Annotated in this window: 15 protein-coding genes and 2 riboswitches; of the genes, 7 read left to right on the top strand and 8 right to left on the bottom strand. The window is 68.0% G+C overall.

The annotated features are described in order from the left end of the window. Positions 1-32: 32 nt before the first annotated feature. The 4 genes from atzF to F3J15_RS02905 form a co-directional block, all read right to left on the bottom strand. Positions 33-1,943 (bottom strand): allophanate hydrolase, encoded by a 1,911-nt coding sequence (gene atzF / locus F3J15_RS02920; RefSeq protein WP_166887529.1) that lies wholly within the window; start codon positions 1,941-1,943, stop codon positions 33-35. Further along, positions 1,940-5,530 (bottom strand): urea carboxylase, encoded by a 3,591-nt coding sequence (uca, locus tag F3J15_RS02915; protein ID WP_166887526.1) that lies wholly within the window; start codon positions 5,528-5,530, stop codon positions 1,940-1,942. Before uca ends, atzF begins: the two co-directional genes overlap by 4 nt. A gap of 79 nt (positions 5,531-5,609) precedes the next feature. Then, a complete protein-coding gene (locus tag F3J15_RS02910) occupies positions 5,610-6,266 on the bottom strand; it encodes an urea amidolyase associated protein UAAP2 (protein WP_166887523.1) in 657 nt (218 codons plus the stop codon). A 13-nt stretch (positions 6,267-6,279) separates the two neighbouring features. Next, entirely contained in the window at positions 6,280-7,035 is a 756-nt protein-coding gene (locus F3J15_RS02905) for an urea amidolyase associated protein UAAP1 (RefSeq protein WP_069251609.1), read from the bottom strand. Between the two features lie 57 nt (positions 7,036-7,092). Continuing rightward, positions 7,093-7,226: riboswitch (guanidine-I (ykkC/yxkD leader) on the bottom strand. 432 nt (positions 7,227-7,658) lie between these two features. After that, a riboswitch (guanidine-I (ykkC/yxkD leader) is annotated at positions 7,659-7,780 on the top strand. A gap of 137 nt (positions 7,781-7,917) precedes the next feature. Here F3J15_RS02905 and F3J15_RS02900 point away from each other — a divergent pair. The 3 genes from F3J15_RS02900 (at position 7,918) to pal (ending at position 11,281) form a co-directional block, all read left to right on the top strand. Beyond that, the gene (locus F3J15_RS02900; RefSeq protein ID WP_166887520.1) at positions 7,918-8,940 is read left to right on the top strand and encodes an ABC transporter substrate-binding protein; all 1,023 of its coding nucleotides are present in this window, start codon (positions 7,918-7,920) and stop codon (positions 8,938-8,940) included. A 247-nt stretch (positions 8,941-9,187) separates the two neighbouring features. Continuing rightward, positions 9,188-10,384, top strand: a complete 1,197-nt coding sequence (locus F3J15_RS02895) for a porin (RefSeq protein ID WP_166887723.1) — start codon at positions 9,188-9,190, stop codon at positions 10,382-10,384. 405 nt (positions 10,385-10,789) lie between these two features. After that, on the top strand, positions 10,790-11,281 hold the full coding sequence (gene pal / locus F3J15_RS02890) for a peptidoglycan-associated lipoprotein Pal (protein WP_166887517.1): 492 nt from the start codon (positions 10,790-10,792) through the stop codon (positions 11,279-11,281). Positions 11,282-11,422: 141 nt separating this feature from the next. Here pal and F3J15_RS02885 read toward each other — a convergent pair whose 3' ends face one another. The 4 genes from F3J15_RS02885 to F3J15_RS02870 form a co-directional block, all read right to left on the bottom strand. Then, the gene (locus F3J15_RS02885) at positions 11,423-11,896 is read right to left on the bottom strand and encodes a hypothetical protein (RefSeq protein WP_166887514.1); all 474 of its coding nucleotides are present in this window, start codon (positions 11,894-11,896) and stop codon (positions 11,423-11,425) included. 469 nt (positions 11,897-12,365) lie between these two features. Then, positions 12,366-13,625, bottom strand: coding sequence for a cytochrome c (locus F3J15_RS02880; RefSeq protein WP_166887510.1), 1,260 nt, complete (start codon positions 13,623-13,625; stop codon positions 12,366-12,368). After that, positions 13,622-14,323, bottom strand: coding sequence for a (2Fe-2S)-binding protein (locus F3J15_RS02875; RefSeq protein WP_166887506.1), 702 nt, complete (start codon positions 14,321-14,323; stop codon positions 13,622-13,624). The genes F3J15_RS02880 and F3J15_RS02875 overlap by 4 nt, the downstream gene beginning before the upstream one ends. Continuing rightward, positions 14,320-17,196, bottom strand: coding sequence for a molybdopterin cofactor-binding domain-containing protein (locus tag F3J15_RS02870; protein ID WP_166887720.1), 2,877 nt, complete (start codon positions 17,194-17,196; stop codon positions 14,320-14,322). The genes F3J15_RS02875 and F3J15_RS02870 overlap by 4 nt, the downstream gene beginning before the upstream one ends. 92 nt (positions 17,197-17,288) lie before the next feature. Between F3J15_RS02870 and F3J15_RS02865 the strand changes: the two genes are divergently transcribed. From F3J15_RS02865 to F3J15_RS02850, 4 genes are all read left to right on the top strand, one after another. After that, positions 17,289-18,341, top strand: coding sequence for an RNA-guided endonuclease TnpB family protein (locus F3J15_RS02865; protein ID WP_166887503.1), 1,053 nt, complete (start codon positions 17,289-17,291; stop codon positions 18,339-18,341). Positions 18,342-18,857: 516 nt separating this feature from the next. After that, the gene (locus F3J15_RS02860) at positions 18,858-20,408 is read left to right on the top strand and encodes a sensor domain-containing diguanylate cyclase (RefSeq protein ID WP_166887500.1); all 1,551 of its coding nucleotides are present in this window, start codon (positions 18,858-18,860) and stop codon (positions 20,406-20,408) included. A gap of 243 nt (positions 20,409-20,651) precedes the next feature. Continuing rightward, a complete protein-coding gene (locus F3J15_RS02855; RefSeq protein ID WP_069251618.1) occupies positions 20,652-20,927 on the top strand; it encodes a hypothetical protein in 276 nt (91 codons plus the stop codon). A gap of 257 nt (positions 20,928-21,184) precedes the next feature. Next, a complete protein-coding gene (locus F3J15_RS02850; RefSeq protein ID WP_166887482.1) occupies positions 21,185-22,219 on the top strand; it encodes a succinylglutamate desuccinylase/aspartoacylase family protein in 1,035 nt (344 codons plus the stop codon). Position 22,220 lies beyond the last annotated feature (1 nt).

The raw sequence follows: 22,220 nt of genomic DNA, 5'->3' as shown, positions 1-22,220 counted from the left end.
CGCGCATGCCGGGGCGCCGCGCGACCGGACGTTCATTGCAATGCGCCTGCGCCGGTCGCGCCGCTCGCACGGTAGGCACGCCAGCCGCCGAAGTGCGTGATGTCCCGCGCGCCGTCTAGCGCCGCGCTTTCACACAGGAAACCCTGCACCCGAGTGCCGTCCGCGAGCGTCAGCGTGCCGATGCCGAGCGGGTCGGCAATGCCGGCGACGAAGCTGCCGTAAGCGTCGACCGGTATCTCCCAGACCTCGACCGCAATCGACGCGCCGCCTTCAGGCACACGCACGAGGCCCGGCTTGGCGACGCCGCCGGATGCCGCCGCGGACAGCGCGTAGAGACGATAGGCGGGCGCCGTCGTCGTCGCGGCGACGAAACGTCCGCCTCGCCGGGTGAGCTGCCAGTTGAGCGGCTCACCGCTCAGATGCGCACCGACGACCGCCACACGCACGACGCCGGATGACGCGCCGGGCACCGGTGTCGTGGTTGCACACGCGTCGCCGGCAACGTCCGCCTGCAAATCGCCCCCCTCGCCTGGGCCGCCGCGTTCGTCTGCTTCGATCCACGCCTGCGCAAGATCGAGCAGCCGCGCGTCGTCGTGTGCACGCCCGACGAACGTGATGCCGAACGGCAACCCGGCATGGCGCCCGGTTTCGCAAAGGCCGGCGGGCACCGCGATCGCCGACAGGTCGAGCAGGTTGACGAAGTTCGTGTAATAGCCAAAACGCGAATTGACGCCGATCGGGTCGGCTTCGAGTGCGTCGATGGTCGCCGTCGTCGCCGAAGTCGGCATGACGATCGCGTCCAGTCCGTCCCATGCGCGACCGGCCTCGACGCGCAGCGTCGCGAGCGTGTCGAACGCGGCGAACGCATCGGCCGCGCTGAAGCGCGCCGCGCCCCCGACGATTTCGCGGATCACCGGATGCAGCGCGTCCGGTTCCCGCGCGGCGAAGGCGCCAATCGCGGCGAGCCGTTCTGCGACCCACGGGCCTTCGTACAGCAGCCGCGCGGCAGCCAGGAACGCGCTGAAATCGATCTCGACGATCGTCGCCCCGGTCGCGCGCAGGCGTTCGAGCGCGGCACGCCATGCCGCGCCGTACGATTCGTCGCCGAAGAATTGCAGCTGATCGGCGCGCGGCATGCCGAAGCGCAACTGCCCGAGCGGTCGCGCCAGTTGCGCGCGGAGCCCGTCCGTGCCCAGCAGCGGCTGCCATGCGCGTCCGTATGGATCGCCGTCGGTCACGCCGTGCGCGGCGCCGAACACCGTTCGCGCGTCGGCCGCCGAATGCGCGAACACCGACACGCAATCGAGCGACCGGCAGGCCGGTACGACACCGAGCGTGCTCAACACGCCCTTGGTCGGCTTGAGCCCGACGAGCCCGTGAAACGCGGCCGGCACGCGCCCGGAGCCGGCCGTGTCGGTACCCAGCGAGAACGACGCGACGCCGAGCGCCACGGCCACCGCCGACCCGGAGCTCGAGCCGCCCGATGCATAACGCGGATCGAGCGCATTGCGGCACGCGCCATAAGGCGAGCGCTGGCCCGACAACCCGGTCGCGAACTGGTCCAGGTTGGTCTTGCCGATCGGGATCGCGCCGGCCGCGATCAGCCGCTCGACGACGGGCGCGCTGCGCGCCGGCGTGTACGCATAGGCCGGGCAGGCTGCCGTCGTCGGGATGCCGGCGAGGTCGATGTTGTCCTTGATCGCGAACGGCACGCCGTACAGCGGCAATGACGCGAGGTCGCGCCCGGCCAGCGCGTCGGCATAGGCCGTCATCTCGCCATGCGTCAGCGGCCGGATCCACGCATGATGCGGATCGCCGGCGGCGAAATGCGCGGCGATCGCGTCGACGAGCGCGTGCGGCGTCAGGTCGCCCGCCGCATAGCGTGCACGCAGCGCGGCGATCGAGCGGACGCCGGGCAGGATCGAACGTTCCGTCGTGCTCATGCGACCTCCTCGGCGGCGCCCGCCTTCATCACCATCAGCCGCTGGCCGGCCACCACCGCCGCGCCCGGCGCGCAATCGATCGTCTCGATCGTGCCGTCTTCCGTCGCCGTCACCGCGACCTCCATCTTCATCGACTCGACGATCGCGACGACCTGACCTTCGGTCACGCGCTCGCCGGCTTCGACCAGCACCTTCCACACGCTGCCCGATACGTCCGCGGCAATCGCCCGCTGCGTATCGGCGAGCGCGCCTGCCTCCCGCGCGGCATCCGCATCGCCCTGCGCCGCGTCGCCGACGTATTCGGCATGCCCGGCCAGCCGCCACCGTTCGCGCTCTGCTTCGAACGCCGTTTGCTGCGATGTCTTGAACGCGGTGATCGAATCCGCCTCGTCGCGCAGGAAGCGGTTGTATGCGCCGAGATCGAACATCGATTCCTCGATCTTCAGCCCGGCGCGCCCCGCGACGAAATCCGCGCGCAGTTCCGCCAGCTCCGCCTCGCTGACTTCGTAGAAGCGAATCTCGTCGAAGAAGCGCAGCAGCCACGGCTTGCCGGCTTCGAACTCGCGCGTGGTGCGGTGGCGGTTCCACATCTGGACGGTACGGCCGACGAACTGGTACCCGCCGGGCCCCTCCATCCCGTACACGCACAGATACGCGCCGCCGATGCCGACCGCGTTCTCCGGCGTCCAGGTGCGTGCGGGGTTGTACTTCGTGGTGACGAGCCGGTGGCGCGGATCGATCGGCGTCGCGACCGGCGCGCCGAGGTACACGTCGCCAAGGCCCATCACGAGATAGCGGGCGTCGAACACGATGCGCTTCACGTCGTCGATGCTGGCCAGGCCGTTGATCCGCCGGATGAACTCGATATTGCTCGGGCACCACGGCGCATCGGGCCGCACCGACTGCATATAGCGCTCGATCGCGACCCGCGTCGACGGATCGTCCCACGACAGCGGCAGATGCACGATGCGGTTAGGCACGCGCATGTCGGTGACTTCGGGCAGTTCGTGTTCGGCCGCCTGCAGATGCGCGAGCAGCGTGTCGAGCGGCAAGGTCCGCGCGTCGAACTGCACCTGCAGCGAACGGATGCCCGGCGTCAGGTCGAGCATGCCGGGCAGACGGTGCGCGTCGAGCCAGCACATCAGCGCATGCACGCGAAAACGCAGGTTCAGGTCGAGCACGAGCGGCCCGTATTCCACCAGCACGTTGCGGTCGCCCGAGCGCCGGTAGACGACGCCGATGCCGCCGCCGGCCGACGGATCGCGATGCAGCACGCAGTCGTCCGGCGCGCCGGTGGGTGCCGGACGCGCAACCGCGTCGGCGGCAGGCACGGGCGACACGCGGGCACGCACGAACTGCACGGTATCGCCCGGCCGCAATTGCCCGAGCTTCCACAACTCGTCGTGCACGACCGTCACCGGACACACGAAGCCGCCGAGGCTCGGGCCGTCCGGGCCCAGGATCACCGGCATGTCGCCGGTGAAATCGACCGCGCCGATCGCATACGCGTTGTCGTGGATGTTCGACGGGTGCAGGCCGGCCTCGCCGCCGTCCGCGCGTGCCCATTGCGGCTTCGGGCCGATCAGCCGGATGCCGGTCCGGCTCGAGTTGTAATGGACCGTCCACTGCGTGCCGTACAGCATCGCGATGTCGTCCGGCGTGAAGAAATCCGGCGCACCGTGCGGGCCGTCGAGCACGCCGAGCGTCCAGGCATGCGTCAGCGCGGGGATGTCCGCCGCGGCCAGCGTGGCGCCCGCGTCGCCGCGCCCGGCTTCCGCGTCCAGATGCAGCACGTCGCCCTTGCGCAGTGCACGTCCCGCATGGCCGCCGAACTGGCCGAGCGTGAAGGTCGCCTTGCTGCCGAGATAGTCGGGCACCTGCAGGCCACCTTTCACGGCCAGGCATGCGCGCACGCCGGCGCCCGTCACGCCGCCCAGCTTCAGCACCGCGCCTGGCCGCGCACGCAGCACCTGCCAGAACGGAGCGGGCTCGCCATCGAGCGATGCCGCGAGGGGTGCGCCGCCGAGCACGAAGAGCGTCTCGGCGTTGAAGCGCAGCGTCGCGCCGACCATCGTGAATTCCAGCCCCGCCGCGTCGCGCGCGTTGCCGAGCAGCGTGTTCGCGAGCCCGAACGCGCGATCGTCCATCGGCCCGGACGGCGGCACGCCGACGTTCCAGTAGCCGACGCGCCCGGGCGCCTGCTGCACGGTGGTCTGCACGCCGCCGTCGAGCACGTCGATCGTATGCGGGGCGAACGCGAAGCGCGACAGGAAGGCGGTCGTCGATGCGCCGCGCGCGAACGTGTCCGAACCGGCAATCGCGCGCAGATAATCGAGGTTGGTTTCGATGCCGTACAGTTCCGTGCGCGCCAGTGCGCGCTGCAGCGCCGCCAGCGCGTCGCGGCGCGTCTCGCCATGCACGATCAGCTTCGCGAGCAGCGGATCGTAATACGCGCTGATCTCGGTGCCCGCCTCGATCCATCCGTCGACGCGCACGTCGTCCGGAAACGCGACGTGCGTCAGCAGCCCCGCGCTCGGCAGGAACTGCTTGTGCGGATCTTCCGCGTAGAGCCGCACCTGGATGCTCGCGCCACGCGGTGCAACGGCGAGCGTGTCGAGCGGCGGCAGGTCGCCCTCCGCCTGCAGGATCATCCATTCCACGAGATCGATGCCGGTCACTTCCTCGGTCACGCAATGCTCGACCTGCAGCCGCGTGTTCACCTCGAGGAAATAGAATTGGCGCGTATGCGCGTCGAACACGAATTCGACCGTGCCGGCCGACGCATAGCCGACCGCGCGGGCAAGCCGCACCGCGCTCGCGTGCAACGCGGCGCGCTCTTCATCGGTCAGGCCCGGTGCAGGCGTTTCCTCGATCACTTTCTGGTTGCGGCGCTGCACCGAGCAATCGCGTTCGCCGAGCGCGATCGCATCGCCGCGGCCGTCGCCGAAGATCTGCACTTCGATGTGCCGCGCGTGTTCGACGAACTTCTCGAGATACACGCCCGCATGCGCGAAGTTCGCGGCGCCGAGCCGCACGACGGAATCGAACGCCGCTTCGAGCTGCGCAGCGTCGCGGCACAGGGACATGCCGATCCCGCCGCCGCCCGCGGTGCTTTTCAGCATCACCGGATAGCCGATCGCGTCGGCTTCGGCGAGCGCCGTTCGTGCATCGTCGAGCAGGCCCGTGCCCGGCAGCAGCGCGACGCCCTGTGCGGCGGCGAGTTCGCGCGCGGTGTGCTTGAGCCCGAACGCGCGCATCTGGTCGCCGCGCGGCCCGATGAAGCGCAGGCCCGCGGCTTCGCATGCGTCGGCGAAACCGGCGTGCTCGGACAGGAAGCCGTAGCCGGGATGCACGGCTTGCGCGCCCGTCTCGCGTGCGGCGGCGAGGATCGCCGCGACGTTCAGGTAGCTGTCCGCCGCCGGCGCGGGACCGACCCGCACGGCTTCGTCGGCGAGCGCCACATGGCGCGCATCGCGGTCGGCGTCGGAATAGATCGCGACCGACGCGATCCCGAGCCGCTTCAGCGTGCGGATCACGCGGCATGCGATTTCGCCGCGGTTCGCGACGAGGACTTTCGTGAATCTCATGTTGCCTCCCGCCGGGCCGTCCCAAGGGAGGCAACCGCCCCCTTGGGGGGCAGCGAACGATAGTGAGCGTGGGGGTCGTTCATTCCGCCTCCCAGATCGTGAGGCGTACGGGCGTCGGGTTGTACCCGTTGCACGGGTTGTTGAGCTGCGGGCAGTTCGAGATCAGCACCGTCACGTCCATCTCCGCGCGCATCTCGACGTACTTGCCCGGTGCGGAAATGCCGTCCTCGAAGGTCAGCCCGCCGAGCGGCGTGACGGGCACGTTCATGAAGAAGTTGACGTTGCCGACCAGGTCGCGCTTGGTGAGCCGCGCCCCCGCGCCGCACGTGCAGTGCGCGATGGCATTGAGGAAACTGTCGCGGCAGTTGTGCATGTGCCGCTTGTCGAGCGCATAGCGCACGGTGTTGCTCTCGGCCGCGCACGCGCCGCCGAGCGTGTCATGACGGCCGCAGGTATCGGCGACGATCGTCACCATCGGGTTGCCCCGGCTCGACAGCAGCACGCTGCCCGCGCTCAGGTACAGGTTGCGCTGCGCGCGGATGGTGTCCTGCGCGCTGTAGCGCTCTTCGGGGTCGTCGGATCGGTAGAACAGCGTGTCGACGGCCTGGTTGCCTTCGAGGTCGAGGATGCGGAAGACCTGCCCGCGCTTCAGGTCGCGCAGCCACGGTTCGCCGGCGTTCAGCGTGGTGTCGTGAATGGCATCGCGTGGGTCGAGACGGCTTTCGATGATCGGCATGGCTCGGCTCTCCTTACGCAAACAGGCGATCGGTGTTGGCGAAGCCGCGCACGTTCTCGGCACAGGCGCGGCGGCACGGGTCGTCTTCCGGCGCGGCACCGTCCGCCGGATACGCGCGGTACGCGATCAGCTTCACGGCCTTCGGCGCGTAGTCCGGGCGCGGGTCGAGCGGATGCGGCGCCGTCGAGAACGCCGCCAGCGTGTTCATTTCGAAGCGCAGGTCGAGCGCGCTGCCGGCCGGCGAGTGTCCGGCGACGAAATCGAGCGCGCCGTCGTCGCGCGTGTCGAGCTTGCTGAAGAAATTGACGTTCGCGACGAGGTCGCGCGCCGACAGCCCGTATTTCGCGAGTTCGAGCACGAGGCTGTCCCGGCCGTTGCGGATCATCGCGTTGCGATCGGCCTGGTACGACGTCGTGCCGTACTTGTGCGCGAACAGCCGCGCATCGCCGACGCCGCCGAGCGGGTCGTGCCAGCCGAGCGTGTCGGCCGTGATCGACGCGATCACGCGCCCCATGTCGGTATACAGCGCATGACCGCGCGTGAGATGCGCGGTGTGCTGCGCCTTCAGCGTGTCGGCCATGTTGTAGCGTTCGAGCGGGTCCTCCTGGCGGTGAAACACGGCAGACAGGTTCGCGCCGCCGTCGACATCGACGACGCGCAGCGCGAGACCGCGGCGCAGGATGCCGGACCAGTGGGTTCCGGCGGGAATGAGCGTTTCCCACACGACGTGTGGCGGCGTGGCAAGGACGGCTTGGGGGCTCGGCGACATGGCGGCTCCGTGGTCGGTTGGACAAAAGGCGTGAGAGGGCGACCGAACGACATCGCGACCTCCCGGGCTTTTATCCCTCCGTGGAGCCTCGCCGTTTCCTCGAATCGAGGAGAAGACAAGACCGGATTGCTCTCGGACCAGCCATCGCGCGGCGCGAACGCCACACGACCGGAACCCTAGCGATCCTGAAGATGATGCAAATTGCTTCGCACCTCTCGGGCACTGAATAAGCGAGTTACGTGCCAGCGTGTGTGGAATCGCCGTGCCACGCGGCTTTCCGGCAGGCGCGCGTCGACGGACAGCGCACCGGATGCGGAGGGCCGCCCTCGCGGCGGGCGTGCCGCGCACCATGCGAACGCGCGCCCGCACCGGTGCAGTGCGCGCCGCGCCCGCCTGCACGACACGATCGGCAATGGCATGGGCATTGCTCGATGCATGCACCTTCACCCGATACGCGACACCTCATGAACAAGCTCGACCTGCTCCGGCGCGCGCTGAGCGCACTCTTCTCCGCCCGCTTCATCGAACTGCAGCGCACATCGCGCCGCAGTTGAGCCGCCCCGCCGCGTGCCGTTGGCACGCTTCTGGCTCGGCATGACGCCGAGAGGTGCGGCGGCGTCGCATCTTAGGGGTGCTAGGGTTCCGGTTCATCGAACGTCTGGTCCGAGAGCAGCCCGGCGCGGGTTCGTCCGATCGCGAGACCGGACGCGCACACGCTACACGGCGGGACAAAAGCCCGGGAGATTGGCGATGGCAACGGCCGTCGCGCCTCTCCGTGGCCGCTTCATTCGTTCCGCCTCCGCAGGAACCGGCCACGCGGCCGGACCGTGCACGAGCATGGTCCGTATCGACGATCCCGATCCCGGTCTCCTGGAGAAAACGATGACCCGTCCCGCCCTGGCGCTCCGCCGCCTGTTGTCCCGCCGTTCCGTCCGTCACGCATTGGGGGCCGCCGCCACGGCCGCCACGCTACTCATGACGCCCGCCGCGCACGCGGCAGCGCCGCTCAAGATCGGCTACAGCGACTGGCCCGGCTGGGTCGCGTTCCAGGTCGCGCTCGACAAAGGCTGGTTCAAGGAAGCCGGCGTCGATGTCGATTTCGAATGGTTCGATTACTCGGCATCGCTCGACGCGTTTTCCGCGGGCAAGCTCGACGCGGTCGCGGCGACGAACGGCGACGCGCTCGTGACGGGCTCGGCCGGCGCGAAGAACGTGATGATCCTGCTCACCGACTATTCCGCCGGCAACGACATGATCGTCGCCAAGCCGCCGCTGCGCACCGTCGAGGCGCTGAAGGGCAGGAAGGTCGGCGTCGAACTCGGCCTCGTCGATCACCTGCTGCTCGAAACCGCGCTGCAGAAACACGGGCTGAAGGACGGCGACGTGACGCTCGTGAACGCGAAAACCAACGAACTGCCGCAGGTGCTCGGCTCGTCGACGGACATCGCCGCAGTGGCCGCCTGGCAACCGAACGCAGGCGAGGCGTTGAAGCGCGCACCGGGCGCACGCGCGATCTTCACGTCGGCGGACGCGCCGGGGCTGATCTACGACGCCATTACCGTCGCGCCGGCCAGCCTCGCCGCGCGCCGCGCCGACTGGGCCAAGGTGATCAAGGTCTGGTACCGCTGCGTCGCCTACATCAACGATCCGAAGACGCAGGCCGACGCGGTCCGGATCATGTCCGCACGCGTCGGCCTCGCGCCGGAGCAATACCTTCCGCTGCTGAAGGGGACGCACCTGCTCGACGAAGCCGCCGCGAAGCGCGCGTTCCGCAAGGGCGACGGGCTCGATTCGATCTACGGCTCGACGCGCAACGCGAATGCGTTCAACGTGCGCAACAGCGTGTACAAGCAGTCGCAGGACGTCGACGCGTATATCGATCCGCGCCTCGTGATGCCGCATTGACGGCACGGGCCGGGCTTCGGGCGCCGGCCCCGCGCGCGCACTCCCTCCACACCGCGGTCGCGTCAATACGCGGCCGCCGCCTCACCCTCTCTGCGCCCCCACCTCGCCGCGATTCCACGCGATTTCGCAGAGGACCTTTCCTGTGCAACGCCTTAATCGACCGCCACACGATCTCCAATAATGGCCGCTCGATCCGCCGGCCTCCCAGGCCGGAAAAACGATAAAAACTCCTATGCATTCCTACAAGATGAACCAGCACGCCAGCACTCGACTCGCGGGGACCGCCATTGCCACCTGCCTGACCGCCCTCGCGTCGGGCGGGGTACACGCACAGAGCAGCGTGACGTTGTACGGCCTGATCGACACGTCGATCACCTACGCGACCAACCAGCGCACGCACGGCGCCGGCTCGCCGGGCAGCGGCACCGTCGCGATGACGAGCGGCGCACTGAACGCGTCGCGCTGGGGGCTGCGCGGCCGCGAGGATCTGGGCGGCGGGACGGCCGCGGTCTTCACGCTCGAGAACGGCTTCTCGGGCACCACCGGCGCTCTGTCGCAGAAAGGCGTCGACCTGTTCGGCCGCCAGGCATGGATCGGCCTGAGTTCGAAGACGGCCGGCACGCTCACGCTCGGCCGCCAGTACGACCTGATCCTCGATTTCGTGACGCCGCTCGGCGCGTCCGGCCCCGGATGGGGCGGCAACCTCGCGGTACATCCGTACGACAACGACGATTCGAACCGCAACCTTCGCATCAACCATGCTGTGAAGTACACGAGCCCGACGTACCGCGGGCTGACGTTCGGCGCGATGGTCGGGTTCTCGAACACGGCCGGCCAGTTCGCCAACAACGCGGCGTGGAGCGCGGGCGTGTCGTATGCGAACGGACCGCTGAAGCTCGGCGCCGGCTACCTGAAGATCAGCCGCGACCGGAATGCCCCGAACCCGAACGGCGCACTGAGCACGGTCGACGGGTCGGCGACGATCACGGGCGGCAACCAGCAGATCTGGGCCGCGGCCGGCCGCTATGCATTCGGGCCGCATTCGGTCGGCGCCGCGTGGTCGCACTCGACCACCGACGGCGTGACCGGCGTGCTCCAGGGCGGCGGCATCGCGCCGCTGAAGGGTGAATCGCTGGTGTTCGACAACTTCTCGGTCGACGGGCGCTACGTCGTCACGCGGGCGTTGAGCCTCTCGGCCGCCTACACGTACACGATGGGCCGCTTCGACACGCGCACCGGCCAGACGCGACCGAAATGGAACCAGGTCGTGGCGCAAGCCGACTATGCGCTGTCGAAGCGCACCGATGCGTATCTCGAAGGCGTCTATCAGAGCGTGAGCGGCGGCAACGGCCATCCCGCGTTCAACGCGACCGTCTGGACGCTGACGCCGTCGGCGAACAGCAACCAGGTCGTCGTCGCACTGGGGCTGCGGCACAAGTTCTGACGACGCAAGACGGCGCGGCGCAGCGCAACGCGGTTGCGCCGACCGTGTCGGGCATGCATTTCCAGCCCCGCCCGATCGTCATGCCCGAGCCGGAATGGCCGCGCCCGCGCGCGGCCTTTTCGCTATGGCATCGCCCCGCGCGACGGCAAAAATGCGGCCAGATCTGTCGTATCGACGCAAAAAAATGCGGAGAAACTGGTCACGCTGTGACATTTTTCCTAATCTGTTTGCAGCGACGCCGAGATTTGGCGTTCCGGTCGCGACACTCTTTCATATGGCGCACCACCGGCTTACGAACATGATTCACGTCGTGAGCGCCGGACCTTTCGCGCCATTCCGGCCGGATAGGGGCGTGCCGATCGCACGCCCCACGCGTTCAACGCAGTCAACCGCTGGAGACGAACGATGAGCAAAACGAACCGATTTGCGGTCCTGACAACCTTCGTGCTGCTGGCCGGTTGCCACCAGGCGGCGAAGACGCCCGAGAATGCCGGCACGGCGCCGACACCCTCGAGCGAAGCCGTCGCAACGGTGACGGCCGATGATCTCAATAATCCGAACAGCCCGCTCGCGAAGCGCAGCATCTACTTCGATTTCGACCAGTACTCCGTCAAGCCCGAATTCCAGTCGCTGCTGCAGGCGCATGCCGACTACCTGCGCAGCCATCCGGCGCGGCACGTGCTGATCCAGGGCAACACCGACGAACGCGGCACGTCCGAATACAACCTCGCGCTCGGCCAACGCCGCTCGCAGGCCGTGATGAGCGGGCTCGAAACGCTCGGTGTGCCGGCCACGCAACTCGAGTCGGTCAGCCTCGGCAAGGAAAAGCCGGTTGCGCTCGGCCACGACGAGGATTCGTGGGCGCAGAACCGCCGCGCCGATCTCGTCTATCGTTGATCGCGGGCCGCCTCGACGGCGGCATCCGCAACCAGGAAAACATGACCGCGCGCTGGCCGCCGTTGCGCTCACGTGTGCCGTTCGGTTCATCCCGTTCGTGCGGGTCGTCGCTCAGGCACTCGACCTCAACCCGCGTCGCGCTCAACGCCGGCGTTCGAGCCGCCGATGCAGCCAGCGCGACAACACCGCCGACGTCACGATCGCATCGACCGTGGCGATTGCGTTGATGTCGCCAACCTTGTCTGCGTCGATCAGCCAGGTCTGGAACAGCACGTAGCCGATCATCGTGGCGGTGCCCACGACCATTCCCAGCAACACGAACCAGCGCGGCCGGAGCCGTGGGCCGATCGCGCCCAGGATGCCGCCGGTGGCCATCGCGGGCAGAAAGTAGCCGAACACGAACGACGCGACGAAAACCAGCACCGCCATCTGCCCGCAGCCCTTCACGACCTCCCACGATGGACCGTCGAGGATCGACCACACGACCAGCATCACGGCCGGCCAGACGAGCGCCGCGACCAACGGGCCACCCACGCCAAACGACAGGCAGCCGTACACGGCACGACTGGACGCACGCAACGATTTGCGCTGTGGGCGCTCTGGAATGGCACTCATGCTTTTGTCATTGGAATCGGAATGGCGGCTGCGGGAGTGTACCAAGGCACGGCTGGATGCATCCGGTCTGCCCCCGTCACGGGCCACGATACGCAATATGCATGGAATAAACCGCCCGCCCGAAACGTTTCATGTTCCGTCAGCGCGCAGACGTGCGGTTCACGCGAACCGGCCTTTCCAGCGGCTCGTGCGTGGCAAGGAGGCGGACATGAAATCGGCAAGGTTGGCCGCGGCGCTGATCGCCGCGCTGGTGCTCGTGCTGTCGGCGGGATGTATGTCGTCGGGTAGTGGCCCTGCGCAGGGACCGGGCATGAGCCGGTATGGCGGTGGCGGCTCGGGAGGCAGCGGAGGCGGTGGCGGTGGCGGCAGCGGCTACTGAAGAACCGCCGCGAGAAAATCGGACGACGCGTCGCGCGCGAGCACCGGAAACCGGCTGAATCGCGCGCGACGCCCCGCCCTGCGGCACGACTTAACGCATGGCCTTCACGTCGGCCGGCGTGACGCTCGCGGGCTGGCCGCCCCACGTCGCACGCAGGTAGTTCGCGAGCTGCGCGAGTTCGTCGTCGCTCAGCGTGTGCGCGAAACCGGGCATCGGCTGCAGGTTCTCGAACCCGGCAAACTTCTGCTCGTCGATGCCGTCGAGCATCGCGACCAGCAGGTTGCGCGGGTCGCCCTGCCGCACCGTCGAATTGCCGTTCATCGGCACCGCCACGTGCGGCTTGCCTTCGCCGTTGAAGCCGTGACAGCCCGCGCAGACCGCGAGATACACCGAGCGGCCGGCCGCGAGCTGCGCGGCGTCGGCCGATACCGGCTTCACCGGTTGCGGCGCGGGCGGCGTATCGCCCAGCAGGTACACGGACAGCGCGCGTAGGTCGTCCTTCGACATGGTCTGCGTGCTCAGGTGCACGACCGGATACATTTCACCGAACGCCGAGCCTTGCGGCGCGATGCCGACGCCGAAGAACGTCTGCAGGTCGGCGCCCGTCCAGCCGCGCGCGGCCAGGCCGGCCGGCGTGATGTCGGGCGCGGCCACGCGGCCGAGCGCGGCGCCGGCGAACGGCTTCGCGCTGTCGAGCTGGCCCGTGAACGCGCGTGGCGTATGGCATTCCGCGCAATGGCCGAGCGCGCCTGCCAGATAGCGGCCGCGCTGCCAGTCGGCGGACTGGCTGGTCGACGCATCGGGCAGGCTGTCCTTCAGGAACACCATGTCCCAGAAGACCATCCCGAAACGCAGGTTGTACGGGAACTTCAGCTCGTGCTCGCGGTTTTCCAGCGCGACCGGCCTGACGGTCTTCAGGTACGCGTACATCGCGTCGGAATCGGCGCGCGTGAGCTGACGGTACGACGTGTACGGCATCGACGGATACAGGCGCTTGCCCGGCGCCTTGCCGTCATGCAGCGCGGCGTAGAAATCGTCCGCGCTCCAGCTGCCGATCCCGTGATCCTTGTCGGGCGTGATGTTCGAGCCGTAGAACGTGCCGAACGGCGATTCGAGGGGCGCGCCGCCGGCGAACGGTGCGCCGTCCTTCGCGGTGTGGCACGCCGCGCAATCGGCGGCCTTGACGAGGTAGCGGCCGCGCGCGATCTGGTCGGCACCCGGCGCGCCGGAAGCCGCGTTCGAGGCCGGTGCGTCATGGCCGCCGCATGCGGTGAGCAGCAGCGCGCAGGCGGCCGCGAGCGCGGGGAAGCCCGCAGCCCGCGCGACACGATGAGCGAATGTGCGTTTCATGCGGCGTCCTTCACGAGTCCCGGCGTCGTCAGCACCACGTCCTTGACGGCTTCGTAGTAGCGGACATAGCCCGTGCAGCGGCAGAGGTGAGCGTCGAGCGCCTCGGTGATCGTGCGCTCGACGTCGGCCTTCGCAACCGGCTCGCGCTTCAGGCGTTCGATCAGCACGGTCGCCGCGTTGACGAAGCCCGGCGTGCAGTAGCCGCACTGGAAGCTGAAGTGCTCGAGGAACTTCTGCTGGATCGGCGACAGCTCGACCACTTCGCCCGCTTCGTTGCGCTTCGCGTGGCCTTCGATCGTGCGGATCGAGCGGCCGTGGAAGAAGTGCGCGCCGGTGATGCAGGTGCGCATTTCCTCGCTCGTACCGTCCGGCTTGTCGACGATCACGACGCACGCGTGGCAGATGCCCTGCCCGCAGCCGAGCCGCGAACCAGTGAGGCCCGCATACTCGTGCAGGAACTCGATCATCATCAGCCCCTCCGGCACCTGCATCGGGCCGACGGACTTGCCGTTGATATTGATCGACAGCGGTTTCGACTGGAACCGGACGAGCGGACGCTCGACGGCAGCCGGTGCCGAAGCCGGCACAGCCGCGGCCGGAGCCGATGCCGGGGCGGCCGAAGCCGCGCTCGGCGCGGAAGCGCCGGTCGCAGCGGCGCTGGCGCTCGCGGCCGAAGCCGCGGTTTGGGCGGTCGTCATGCGAGCACCTCCTGAATCTTTTGCGGGGTCACCGGCAGGTCGGTGAAACGATGGCCGATCGCGTGCGCGATGCCGTTCACGATCGCGCCGACGACGGGAATCATCACCACTTCGGCGACGCCCTTCGGCGGATCGGTCTCGGACAGCGGCGGCAGCACGTCGCCCGTCTGCGTCCACACAGCGACGTCGGACGCGCGCGGCAGCTGGTAACGGTTGAAGTTCCACGTGCCGTTGCCGGGGCCGTCTTCGTACAGCGGCAGGTATTCGTGCAACGCGTGGCCGATACCCATCGCGAGACCGCCCTGCAACTGGCCCGACACGAGCTGCGGCGAAATCTGGTTGCCGCATTCCATGATCGAGTGGTGCGTGAGCAGCTCGACCTTGCCGGTCGCTTCGTGCACGGCCAGCTCGACGAGCGTGCCGACTGCCGTGTAGTACGTGACGGCCGCGTTGTTGCGGCTCGTCGGCGGGATGAACACGCGCTTGCGGTCCAGCACGCGGTAGCCGTTCGCGGTCGGCGCGAGCGTGCCGTGCATCGCGGTTGCGCCGGCCGGTGCGGCCGTGCCGGGCACCGGGCCGTTGTCGCCCGTCTTCGGCGCGCCGACGCGCAGCGACAGCCCGTCGATCGGCAGACGCTCGACCGAGCCGCCCACTTCGAACTCGGCGTCGGTCCACTGCCAGCGGTTGAACACGTGCACGACGGCGCCGGTCGGCAGGCCGAGCGCATGGGCCTGCTTCGCGAGCTGTTCGAACGACAGCGGCTCGAGGCCGTCGGCGGTCAGCTTGCCGTCGACCCAGCGCGCGTCCTCGATGCGGATCGTGTACGGCGCGGCCTGGCCGCCGCCGAGACCGCGCGTCCAGATCGACATCGCCGCCGGCCACAGGCCGTAGCGGAACACCGCGCGCGCGGCTTCGCGCGTGCTGTGCGTGAAGTAGTACGCGGAGTTCGTCGCGCTCGACGGCGACGCATAGCTCGGCGACCAGCGCGGGTTCGCGCTCAGGCGATCCTGGTCGGCCTGCGACATGATGTACGGATCGCCGCTGGTCTCGACCGGCAGGTCCGGCCATTCGGTCACGGCCACGCGCACGTCCGTTGCCGGACGGCCTAGCCATTTCGCAACCGCGACGGCCTGCGACGTCGACATCCCGGTGCCGATCTCGGCCGCCGTGTGCTGCAGCGACACCTTGCCGTTCTCGTCGAATTCGACCTTCGCGAACGACGCTTCCGCGCCCGTGCCGAAGTCCTTCTGCACGCACGCGAAGCCGACGCCGTAGCGCTTGCCCGGATGCGCGGCCTCGTATTCGGCCTTGCGTGCGGCGCGGTGCGTCCACAGCGGATGCTGCCTCGAGCGCTCGAGCACCTCGTCGACGCGCAGCGCGCCGGCGGGAATCGCCCCCTGCGTGTTCTTCATCCCCGAACGCAGCGCGTTGCGCAGGCGGAACTCGATCGGGTCGATGTTCAACTGCGCGGCGATCTCGTCGACCGCCATCTCGGTCGCGGCCATGCTCTGCAGCGTGCCGTAGCCACGTGCCGAGCCGGCATCGATCGCGCGCGACGCGATCGCGACCGCGGCCAGATCGCTCTTCGGGAAGTAATAGATCGATTGCGCGGCCGTCGCCCCCACCATCGCCACCGACGGCGAGAAGTTCGAGCGCCCGCCGCCGTTCGCCTCGAAGTCGCCCTTGAACGACTGCAGCAGGCCCGTGTTGCGGTCCACCGCGATCCGGTAGTGCATCTTGAACGCGTGACGCTTCAGCGACGTCTGGAACTGCTCGTAGCGGTCGTTCGCGAAACGCACCGGGCGGCCGTCCGCGTACAGCGCGCAGACGAGGCCGTAGAACGGCACGTTGAAGTGATCCTTGGAGCCGTAGCCCACCGTGTAGCACGGATGCACGAACAGCTTCTTCACCGGGAAGCGGCACTTCGCGACCATCGCGGCCGCGTTCTCCGCCACTTCGAGCGGCGACTGGGTCGGCACGACGAGGTGCAGCGACTGCGTCGCGGCGTCGTACCAGCAGTTCGCGTTGTCCGGTTCGAGCGCGGCCGTGTCGACCGACTGCGTGTTGTACTCGCGGTCGAACACGAGCCAGTCGGCCGGCGGATGATCGAGCTCACCGGCGATCTGCCCGGCGAGGAACATGCCCTGCTCGTCGAGCTTGCCGTGCTCCTTGCCGTCCGGCCACACCGGCAGGTGCTTGCGCATCATGCTCGGAAAGATCGGCGCGTCCTTCAGGCTCGAATAGACGTCGTCGTCGTAGGCCGTCTTGCCGCCCACGCGCACGTAGCGGAAGGTGCCCCACGGATCGCGCTCGAGCGGGCCCGTGACCGCGCCGTAGCGGATCACGTCGTCGCGGAACTTGAGCGCGTTCTTCGCGAAGCGGAAGCGCGCGAAGTCGTGGTAGATGAGGATCGCGACCGCATGGCCGAGATACGCGGGCGTCTTGCCGGCCGGCAGCAACATGTCGTCGCCGTAGAACGTCGGGAACGCGACGCCGTCGCGCACGAGATCGTCGGCCGTGACCACGCGGTCCGGCTTCAGGTCGTCGCCGAGCAGCGAAAGGTCGAAGCCTTCGTAGGTGCGGTCGGCCTGCGTGACGCGCAGGATCAGCGCATGCGACTGCTGCTGCGGCCAGTGAGGCATGTCGGCTGCGCGCACGTCACGGGCGAACACTTTCGAGCCCGTGACCTTCGCGATGCCGTCGATGCGGAATTGGGGGATGCCGGTGACGCTATCCCATTTGACGGGGGTGAGGAGTTTTTCTTCGAAGAGCGCCGCGAACGCGCGGCTGCCCAGGGGCGCGACATACACTGCGACGCCCGCCAGCACGCTGGCTTTCAGAAAACCCCGCCGTGACAGGCCGTGGTTTTTCATCAGAATTTGATCGGAGAAACCCCGCCATTGATGGCGGGAAGGAAAGGAATGCTGTTGACAGGCAGCTTCTTCGACGGGTTAGGATCACCTGCATGATCCTTGTCTACCGCTACCGCGTGAAGTCGCTCAACGGACTGCTCAACAAGCAGAGCCGTGCGGTGAACTACGTCTGGAACTTCTGCAATGACACGCAGAAGCACGCGCTCAAGTGGAGCAAGAAGTGGCCGACGGGATTCGATCTGAACGTGCTGACGACGGGGAGCAGCAAGGCGCTCGGCATCCACTCCGGCACGATCAACGCGACGTGCGAGCAATACGCGAAGTCGCGTAGTCAGCACCGTCGGCCCTACCTGCGCTATCGCGGCAGGAAATCGCTGGGCTGGGTGCCGCTGAAGGGCCGTGACCTGAAGCGCGAGGGTGACGCGTTCCGTTTCGCCGGCAACACCTTTCGCGTGTTCAACAGCCGACCGCTTCCCGAAGGCAAGATCAAGGACGGGACCAACTTTGCGCAGGATGCGCGCGGCAACTGGTTTCTCAACATCGTGATCGAGATGCCCGATGTGCAGGCCCGCCCAATCCGTTCCGGCGTCGGCATCGATCTCGGCCTGAAAGACTTCGCCACACTTTCGACCGGCGAGAAGTTGCCCAATGACCAGTTCGGTCGACGAGCAACGGAAAAGCTGGCGAAAGCGCAACGGGCGCGAAAGCACAAGCGGCATATCGCGAAGCTGCACGCCAAGGTGGCGAACGCCCGTGCCGATTTCCAACACAAGCTCGCGCTCGATCTGGTGCGGCGTTTCGATTACATCGCGGTCGGCAACGTGTCGGCCGCGAAGCTCGCCAGAACCAGGATGGCGAAGAGCGTCTACGACGCATCCTGGTCGTCTTTCCGGGACAAACTCCGTTACAAAGCGATCGCGCACGGAGCCACGTTCGAGGAAGTCGACGAAAGCGGTTCTACCCAGTCCTGTTCGGCGTGCGGATCGAAAGACAGCACGACGCGGCCGAAAGGTATCGCGGGACTGCGAATAAGAGAGTGGGCCTGCAGTGACAGTGGTGTCGAGCATGATCGTGATATCAACGCTGCGCTGAACATTCTCCGATGCGGACGTGCATCGCCAGGTGTGGGAATCTTCCGCCTTTAGGCGGACGAGGACGTCAATGGGGGGGAACCTCCTGATGCGGCTCGGACGGCGATCGGGTGTCGCGACGTTCGGAGCGGCGCGCATTCTGGCATTGTTTTAGATATATCGCCTATAGTATTTCTCGCATGAAATACTTATTGAATTCCTTATAACGGTATTCAGCCGGGCTGCGGCAGCCGGTCGCGGGTATCGATTCGACCGCGTCGCGTGCCCGTTTGCAGCGGTTTCGGTCGTGTCGACCGAGCCCGGCAGGTACGCGCGCCGTGCATGGTGACCGGTCTCCTGTCGGTCCCGAGCCGCGTTCCGTTCGCAACGATGCTGCCCCGGCGCCCACGAACGCGCAAGCCATTCGCGGGCGGGGTTAACGACTACGACTAGTGGCCGGCGCGGCGAGCGGTGCCGCCCGTGTTTCATGGTAATGTCGTGCGCATCCGGCCTGGCCGGCTTCCGCCATGTGCCGCGCGGTCGCCGCCAGCCATCGCGACATCACGCGACATCGTGTCGAGGTTAACAACCATGGCAGTCAGGGCATCTCTCCTGCACTCCGTTCTCGCCACTCCCCCCTCCGGCAACCACCGTGTGACGGCTACGCTGCGCCCGTCGATGCTCGTTACGCTGTTCGAAGACGTTCGACCGATGGCGCTCTCCGGGCTCGCGAGCGGCTTCGTCGCGGCCGTCGCGCTGATCCGGCTGCGGGAGTTCTGGTGCCTCGCGTGGCTGATCTTCGACGTCGGCCTCCTCGTCGCGCGGCTCTCGATCGCGCGCGCGTACACGGTTCGACGCAACGCCGGCGACGACCGTGCCGAATACTGGGCGATGCGCTATGCGCCCGTGTCGCTCGTCGCGTGCTTCGTGCTCGGCCTCGGCGTGATGGGCTGCGTGCAGGCCGTCGACGTCGAACTCGGCACGCTGTCGGTGATGGTCGCGGGCGGCGTGTTCGGCGGGATCGCGTCGCGCAATGCGGCGCTGCCGCGGCTCGCGATGATGCAGGTCGCGCTCGGCGTGCTGCCGATCGGCGTCGGTGCGCTGCTGGCCCACCGGTCGGGCGCGTGGCTCCTGCTGCCGCCGATCGCGATCTATCTCGCCGCGATGCGTACGGTCGTCCAGCGTCACTATCGCGTGCTCGTCGCGCTGATCGCCGCGCGCCAGCGCAACGCCGAACTCGTCGCGCGCTTCGACGCCGCGCTCACCTACATGCCGCACGGCCTGTGCATGATCGACGGCGAGCGCCGCGTGATCGTCGCGAACCGGCGCACCGCGCACCTGTTCGGCTCGCCGCGCGAGATCATGCTCGATACGCCGCTGCCCGCCGTCGTCGCGGCGCTCGGCGCGGACGACGCGACCGATCCCGGCGGCGCCAGTCTCGCCGCGCAGTGCGAGCGCTGGCTGACCTGCGACGAACCCGCGCCGCTCGACGTCGTGCTCGCCGACGGCCGCCAGCTCGAACTGACGCGCCACCGCGTGCCCGCCGGCAACGCGGTGATCATCGTCGAGGACGTCACAGCGCGCCGCCGGACCGAGCAGCACATCCGGCATCTCGCGCGGCACGATGCGCTGACGGGCTTGCCGAACCGTCATGAACTGCATGCCGAGTTGAAGCGGATGCTCGCGCGCCGGCCGCGCGCGCCGGGCCCCGCGCTCGCCGTCATGTATCTCGACCTCGACGGCTTCAAGGCGATCAACGACCGGTTCGGCCACCAGGCCGGCGACGACGTGCTCACGCAGGTCGCCGTGCGGCTCGGCAAGACGCTGCCGTCCGGCGAGCTGGCGGCCCGCATCGGCGGCGACGAGTTCATCGTCGCCATCGACGACACGACGATGCACGCATGCTCGCTCCTCGCCGCGCGCATCATCCGGCAGATCTCGGCGCCGTACACGCTGTCGATCGGCGAGACGGTGAACCTCGGGATCAGCATCGGCATCGCGCTCGACGACGGGCACGCCTCCCCCGACGAACTGATCCGGCAGGCCGACAGCGCGCTGTACGAAGCGAAGTCGGCCGGCAAGGGAATCTATCGCTTCTATTCGAGCGGCAGCAGCCGGGTCACGCCGGTCACCGCGAACTGACCCGGCTGCACCGCCCGCTTTCCCCGCCTCCGCCTCCTCCCGACGATTCAATTCCGAAACGCTTTGCATGGCCGCACGTGTCGTTGCGCGTTCGCGTGTCACGTGACGTGTTCCGTAACATCGCCGCCCGCCACCCGTCACGTTGGCCGCAGAAGCCGGCACGATCGATGCAGCGCAAGGCTTTTCAAGCCTGGCACTCTTATTGCTCCCTGTCAGGGAAACAGGTTGTCAGGGAGACTCAACATGAATACCGTCGAAGTCCTCAGCCGCAGCGAAACCATCGACGAACTGGACGTGATCGACGGCGAATCGCTGATCCGTCGGCTCGTGTCCGAACGCCGCATGCCGGCCGCACGCGAGGCCCGATGCGTCGACAATCCGCCGCTGACGCTGTACGGCGCATTTCGCCAGGGCATCGCCGATCACGGCGCACGCCGCGGGAATCCGTATCGCGCCGGCAGCCGTTTCTGGGCTCTGTGGGAAGAAGGACGTCTCGAAGCTGAAACATCGGGCCGTTAAGCCGATTGCGCGCGCCGGCCCTGTCGTGGCAAGGGGCCGGCGCGAAACATCGCGCCCGAATGCGGCCGGCCGACCTACCGGCATGCGTTCATCGCTGCAACATCGCACGGGGTCTCGCGTATCGGCTTTGCAACTCGCCGTACCCATGATCCATGCGCGTGCCGGTTGATGGCGTTCGGCGTTGCGCGCGTCGGGCACGGCGCGCGGCGGCCGTTTCCCGATAAGATGGCGAATTCCGTTCATCGAACGATGCCGCCATGACCGCCTCTTCCTCGCACCGCAATCCCATCCACTGCGAAATCGATCTCGACGCACCAGGCAAGCACGCGGGCTACCTGCGGCTGCCGCATTCCGTGCACCGCTCGGCATACGGCTGGCTGCCGATCCCGATCGCGTCGATCCGCAACGGCGACGGCCCGGTCGCGCTCGTGATGGCCGGCAATCACGGCGACGAGTACGAAGGCCAGATCATCGTGTCGCAACTGATGCGCGAGATCGAGCCCGAGATGGTCAGCGGGCAGCTGATCCTGCTGCCGATGGCGAATTTCCCGGCGGCGGACGCAGGCCTGCGCGTGTCGCCGCTCGACGAAGGCAACCTGAACCGCAGCTTCCCCGGCAACCCGACCGGCACGCCGACGCAGATGATCGCCCACTACATCGAGCATGCGCTGCTGTCGCGCGCGCAGTATCTGGTCGACCTGCACTCGGGCGGCAGCTCGCTGCTGTACCAGGGCGGCAACATGCTCGCGATCGATCCGCTCGACGCCGACGAAGCCGCGAAGCTCAACGGGCTGCTGGTCGCGTTCGGGCTGCACAATGCGCTGCTGCACGCACCGAACCCCGTGCATTCGGCGTCGGCCGCGCGCCGGCAGGGTGCGATCTCGATCGTGACCGAACTCGGCGGTGCGGGCATGGCCGACCCGTCGCTGATCCGGATGGGCCGCCATGGGCTGCTGCACTACCTCGGCCATATCGGGCTGCTGCACGGCGCGCTCGTGCCCGATGCGCCGCCCACCGTCACGCGCTTCATGCGGGTCGACGGCGAGCGCCATTTCGTCTACGCGTACGAGCGCGGGCTGTTCGAGCCGCTCGTCGAACTCGGCGACCAGGTGAAGGCCGGCCAACCGGCCGCGTGGGTGCATTTCCCCGATACGCCGCTGCGCGAACCGGTGCTGCACCGCTTCAAGGGCGACGGCGAAGTGGTATGCAAGCGCGTGCCCGCGCAGGTGCAGCGCGGGGATTGTTTGTTTCAACTGGCGGAGTTGTCGACACCGCCGCGTGTCATCGAGTAAT

Origin of the sequence: Burkholderia sp. Ap-955, from assembly GCF_011753045.1 — a bacterium.
Taxonomy (GTDB): domain Bacteria; phylum Pseudomonadota; class Gammaproteobacteria; order Burkholderiales; family Burkholderiaceae; genus Burkholderia; species Burkholderia lata_D.
This window is presented reverse-complemented; position numbering and strand designations above follow the sequence as displayed.

Excerpts from the sequence above, each read along its gene's own strand:
- atzF (WP_166887529.1), bottom strand. The coding sequence starts at position 1,943 with ATGAGCACGACGGAACGTTCGATCCTGCCCGGCGTCCGCTCGATCGCC.
- uca (WP_166887526.1), bottom strand. The coding sequence starts at position 5,530 with ATGAGATTCACGAAAGTCCTCGTCGCGAACCGCGGCGAAATCGCATGC.
- F3J15_RS02910 (WP_166887523.1), bottom strand. The coding sequence starts at position 6,266 with ATGCCGATCATCGAAAGCCGTCTCGACCCACGCGATGCCATTCACGAC.
- F3J15_RS02905 (WP_069251609.1), bottom strand. The coding sequence starts at position 7,035 with ATGTCGCCGAGCCCCCAAGCCGTCCTTGCCACGCCGCCACACGTCGTG.
- F3J15_RS02900 (WP_166887520.1), top strand. The coding sequence starts at position 7,918 with ATGACCCGTCCCGCCCTGGCGCTCCGCCGCCTGTTGTCCCGCCGTTCC.
- F3J15_RS02895 (WP_166887723.1), top strand. The coding sequence starts at position 9,188 with ATGAACCAGCACGCCAGCACTCGACTCGCGGGGACCGCCATTGCCACC.
- pal (WP_166887517.1), top strand. The coding sequence starts at position 10,790 with ATGAGCAAAACGAACCGATTTGCGGTCCTGACAACCTTCGTGCTGCTG.
- F3J15_RS02885 (WP_166887514.1), bottom strand. The coding sequence starts at position 11,896 with ATGAGTGCCATTCCAGAGCGCCCACAGCGCAAATCGTTGCGTGCGTCC.
- F3J15_RS02880 (WP_166887510.1), bottom strand. The coding sequence starts at position 13,625 with ATGAAACGCACATTCGCTCATCGTGTCGCGCGGGCTGCGGGCTTCCCC.
- F3J15_RS02875 (WP_166887506.1), bottom strand. The coding sequence starts at position 14,323 with ATGACGACCGCCCAAACCGCGGCTTCGGCCGCGAGCGCCAGCGCCGCT.
- F3J15_RS02870 (WP_166887720.1), bottom strand. The coding sequence starts at position 17,196 with ATGAAAAACCACGGCCTGTCACGGCGGGGTTTTCTGAAAGCCAGCGTG.
- F3J15_RS02865 (WP_166887503.1), top strand. The coding sequence starts at position 17,289 with ATGATCCTTGTCTACCGCTACCGCGTGAAGTCGCTCAACGGACTGCTC.
- F3J15_RS02860 (WP_166887500.1), top strand. The coding sequence starts at position 18,858 with ATGGCAGTCAGGGCATCTCTCCTGCACTCCGTTCTCGCCACTCCCCCC.
- F3J15_RS02855 (WP_069251618.1), top strand. The coding sequence starts at position 20,652 with ATGAATACCGTCGAAGTCCTCAGCCGCAGCGAAACCATCGACGAACTG.
- F3J15_RS02850 (WP_166887482.1), top strand. The coding sequence starts at position 21,185 with ATGACCGCCTCTTCCTCGCACCGCAATCCCATCCACTGCGAAATCGAT.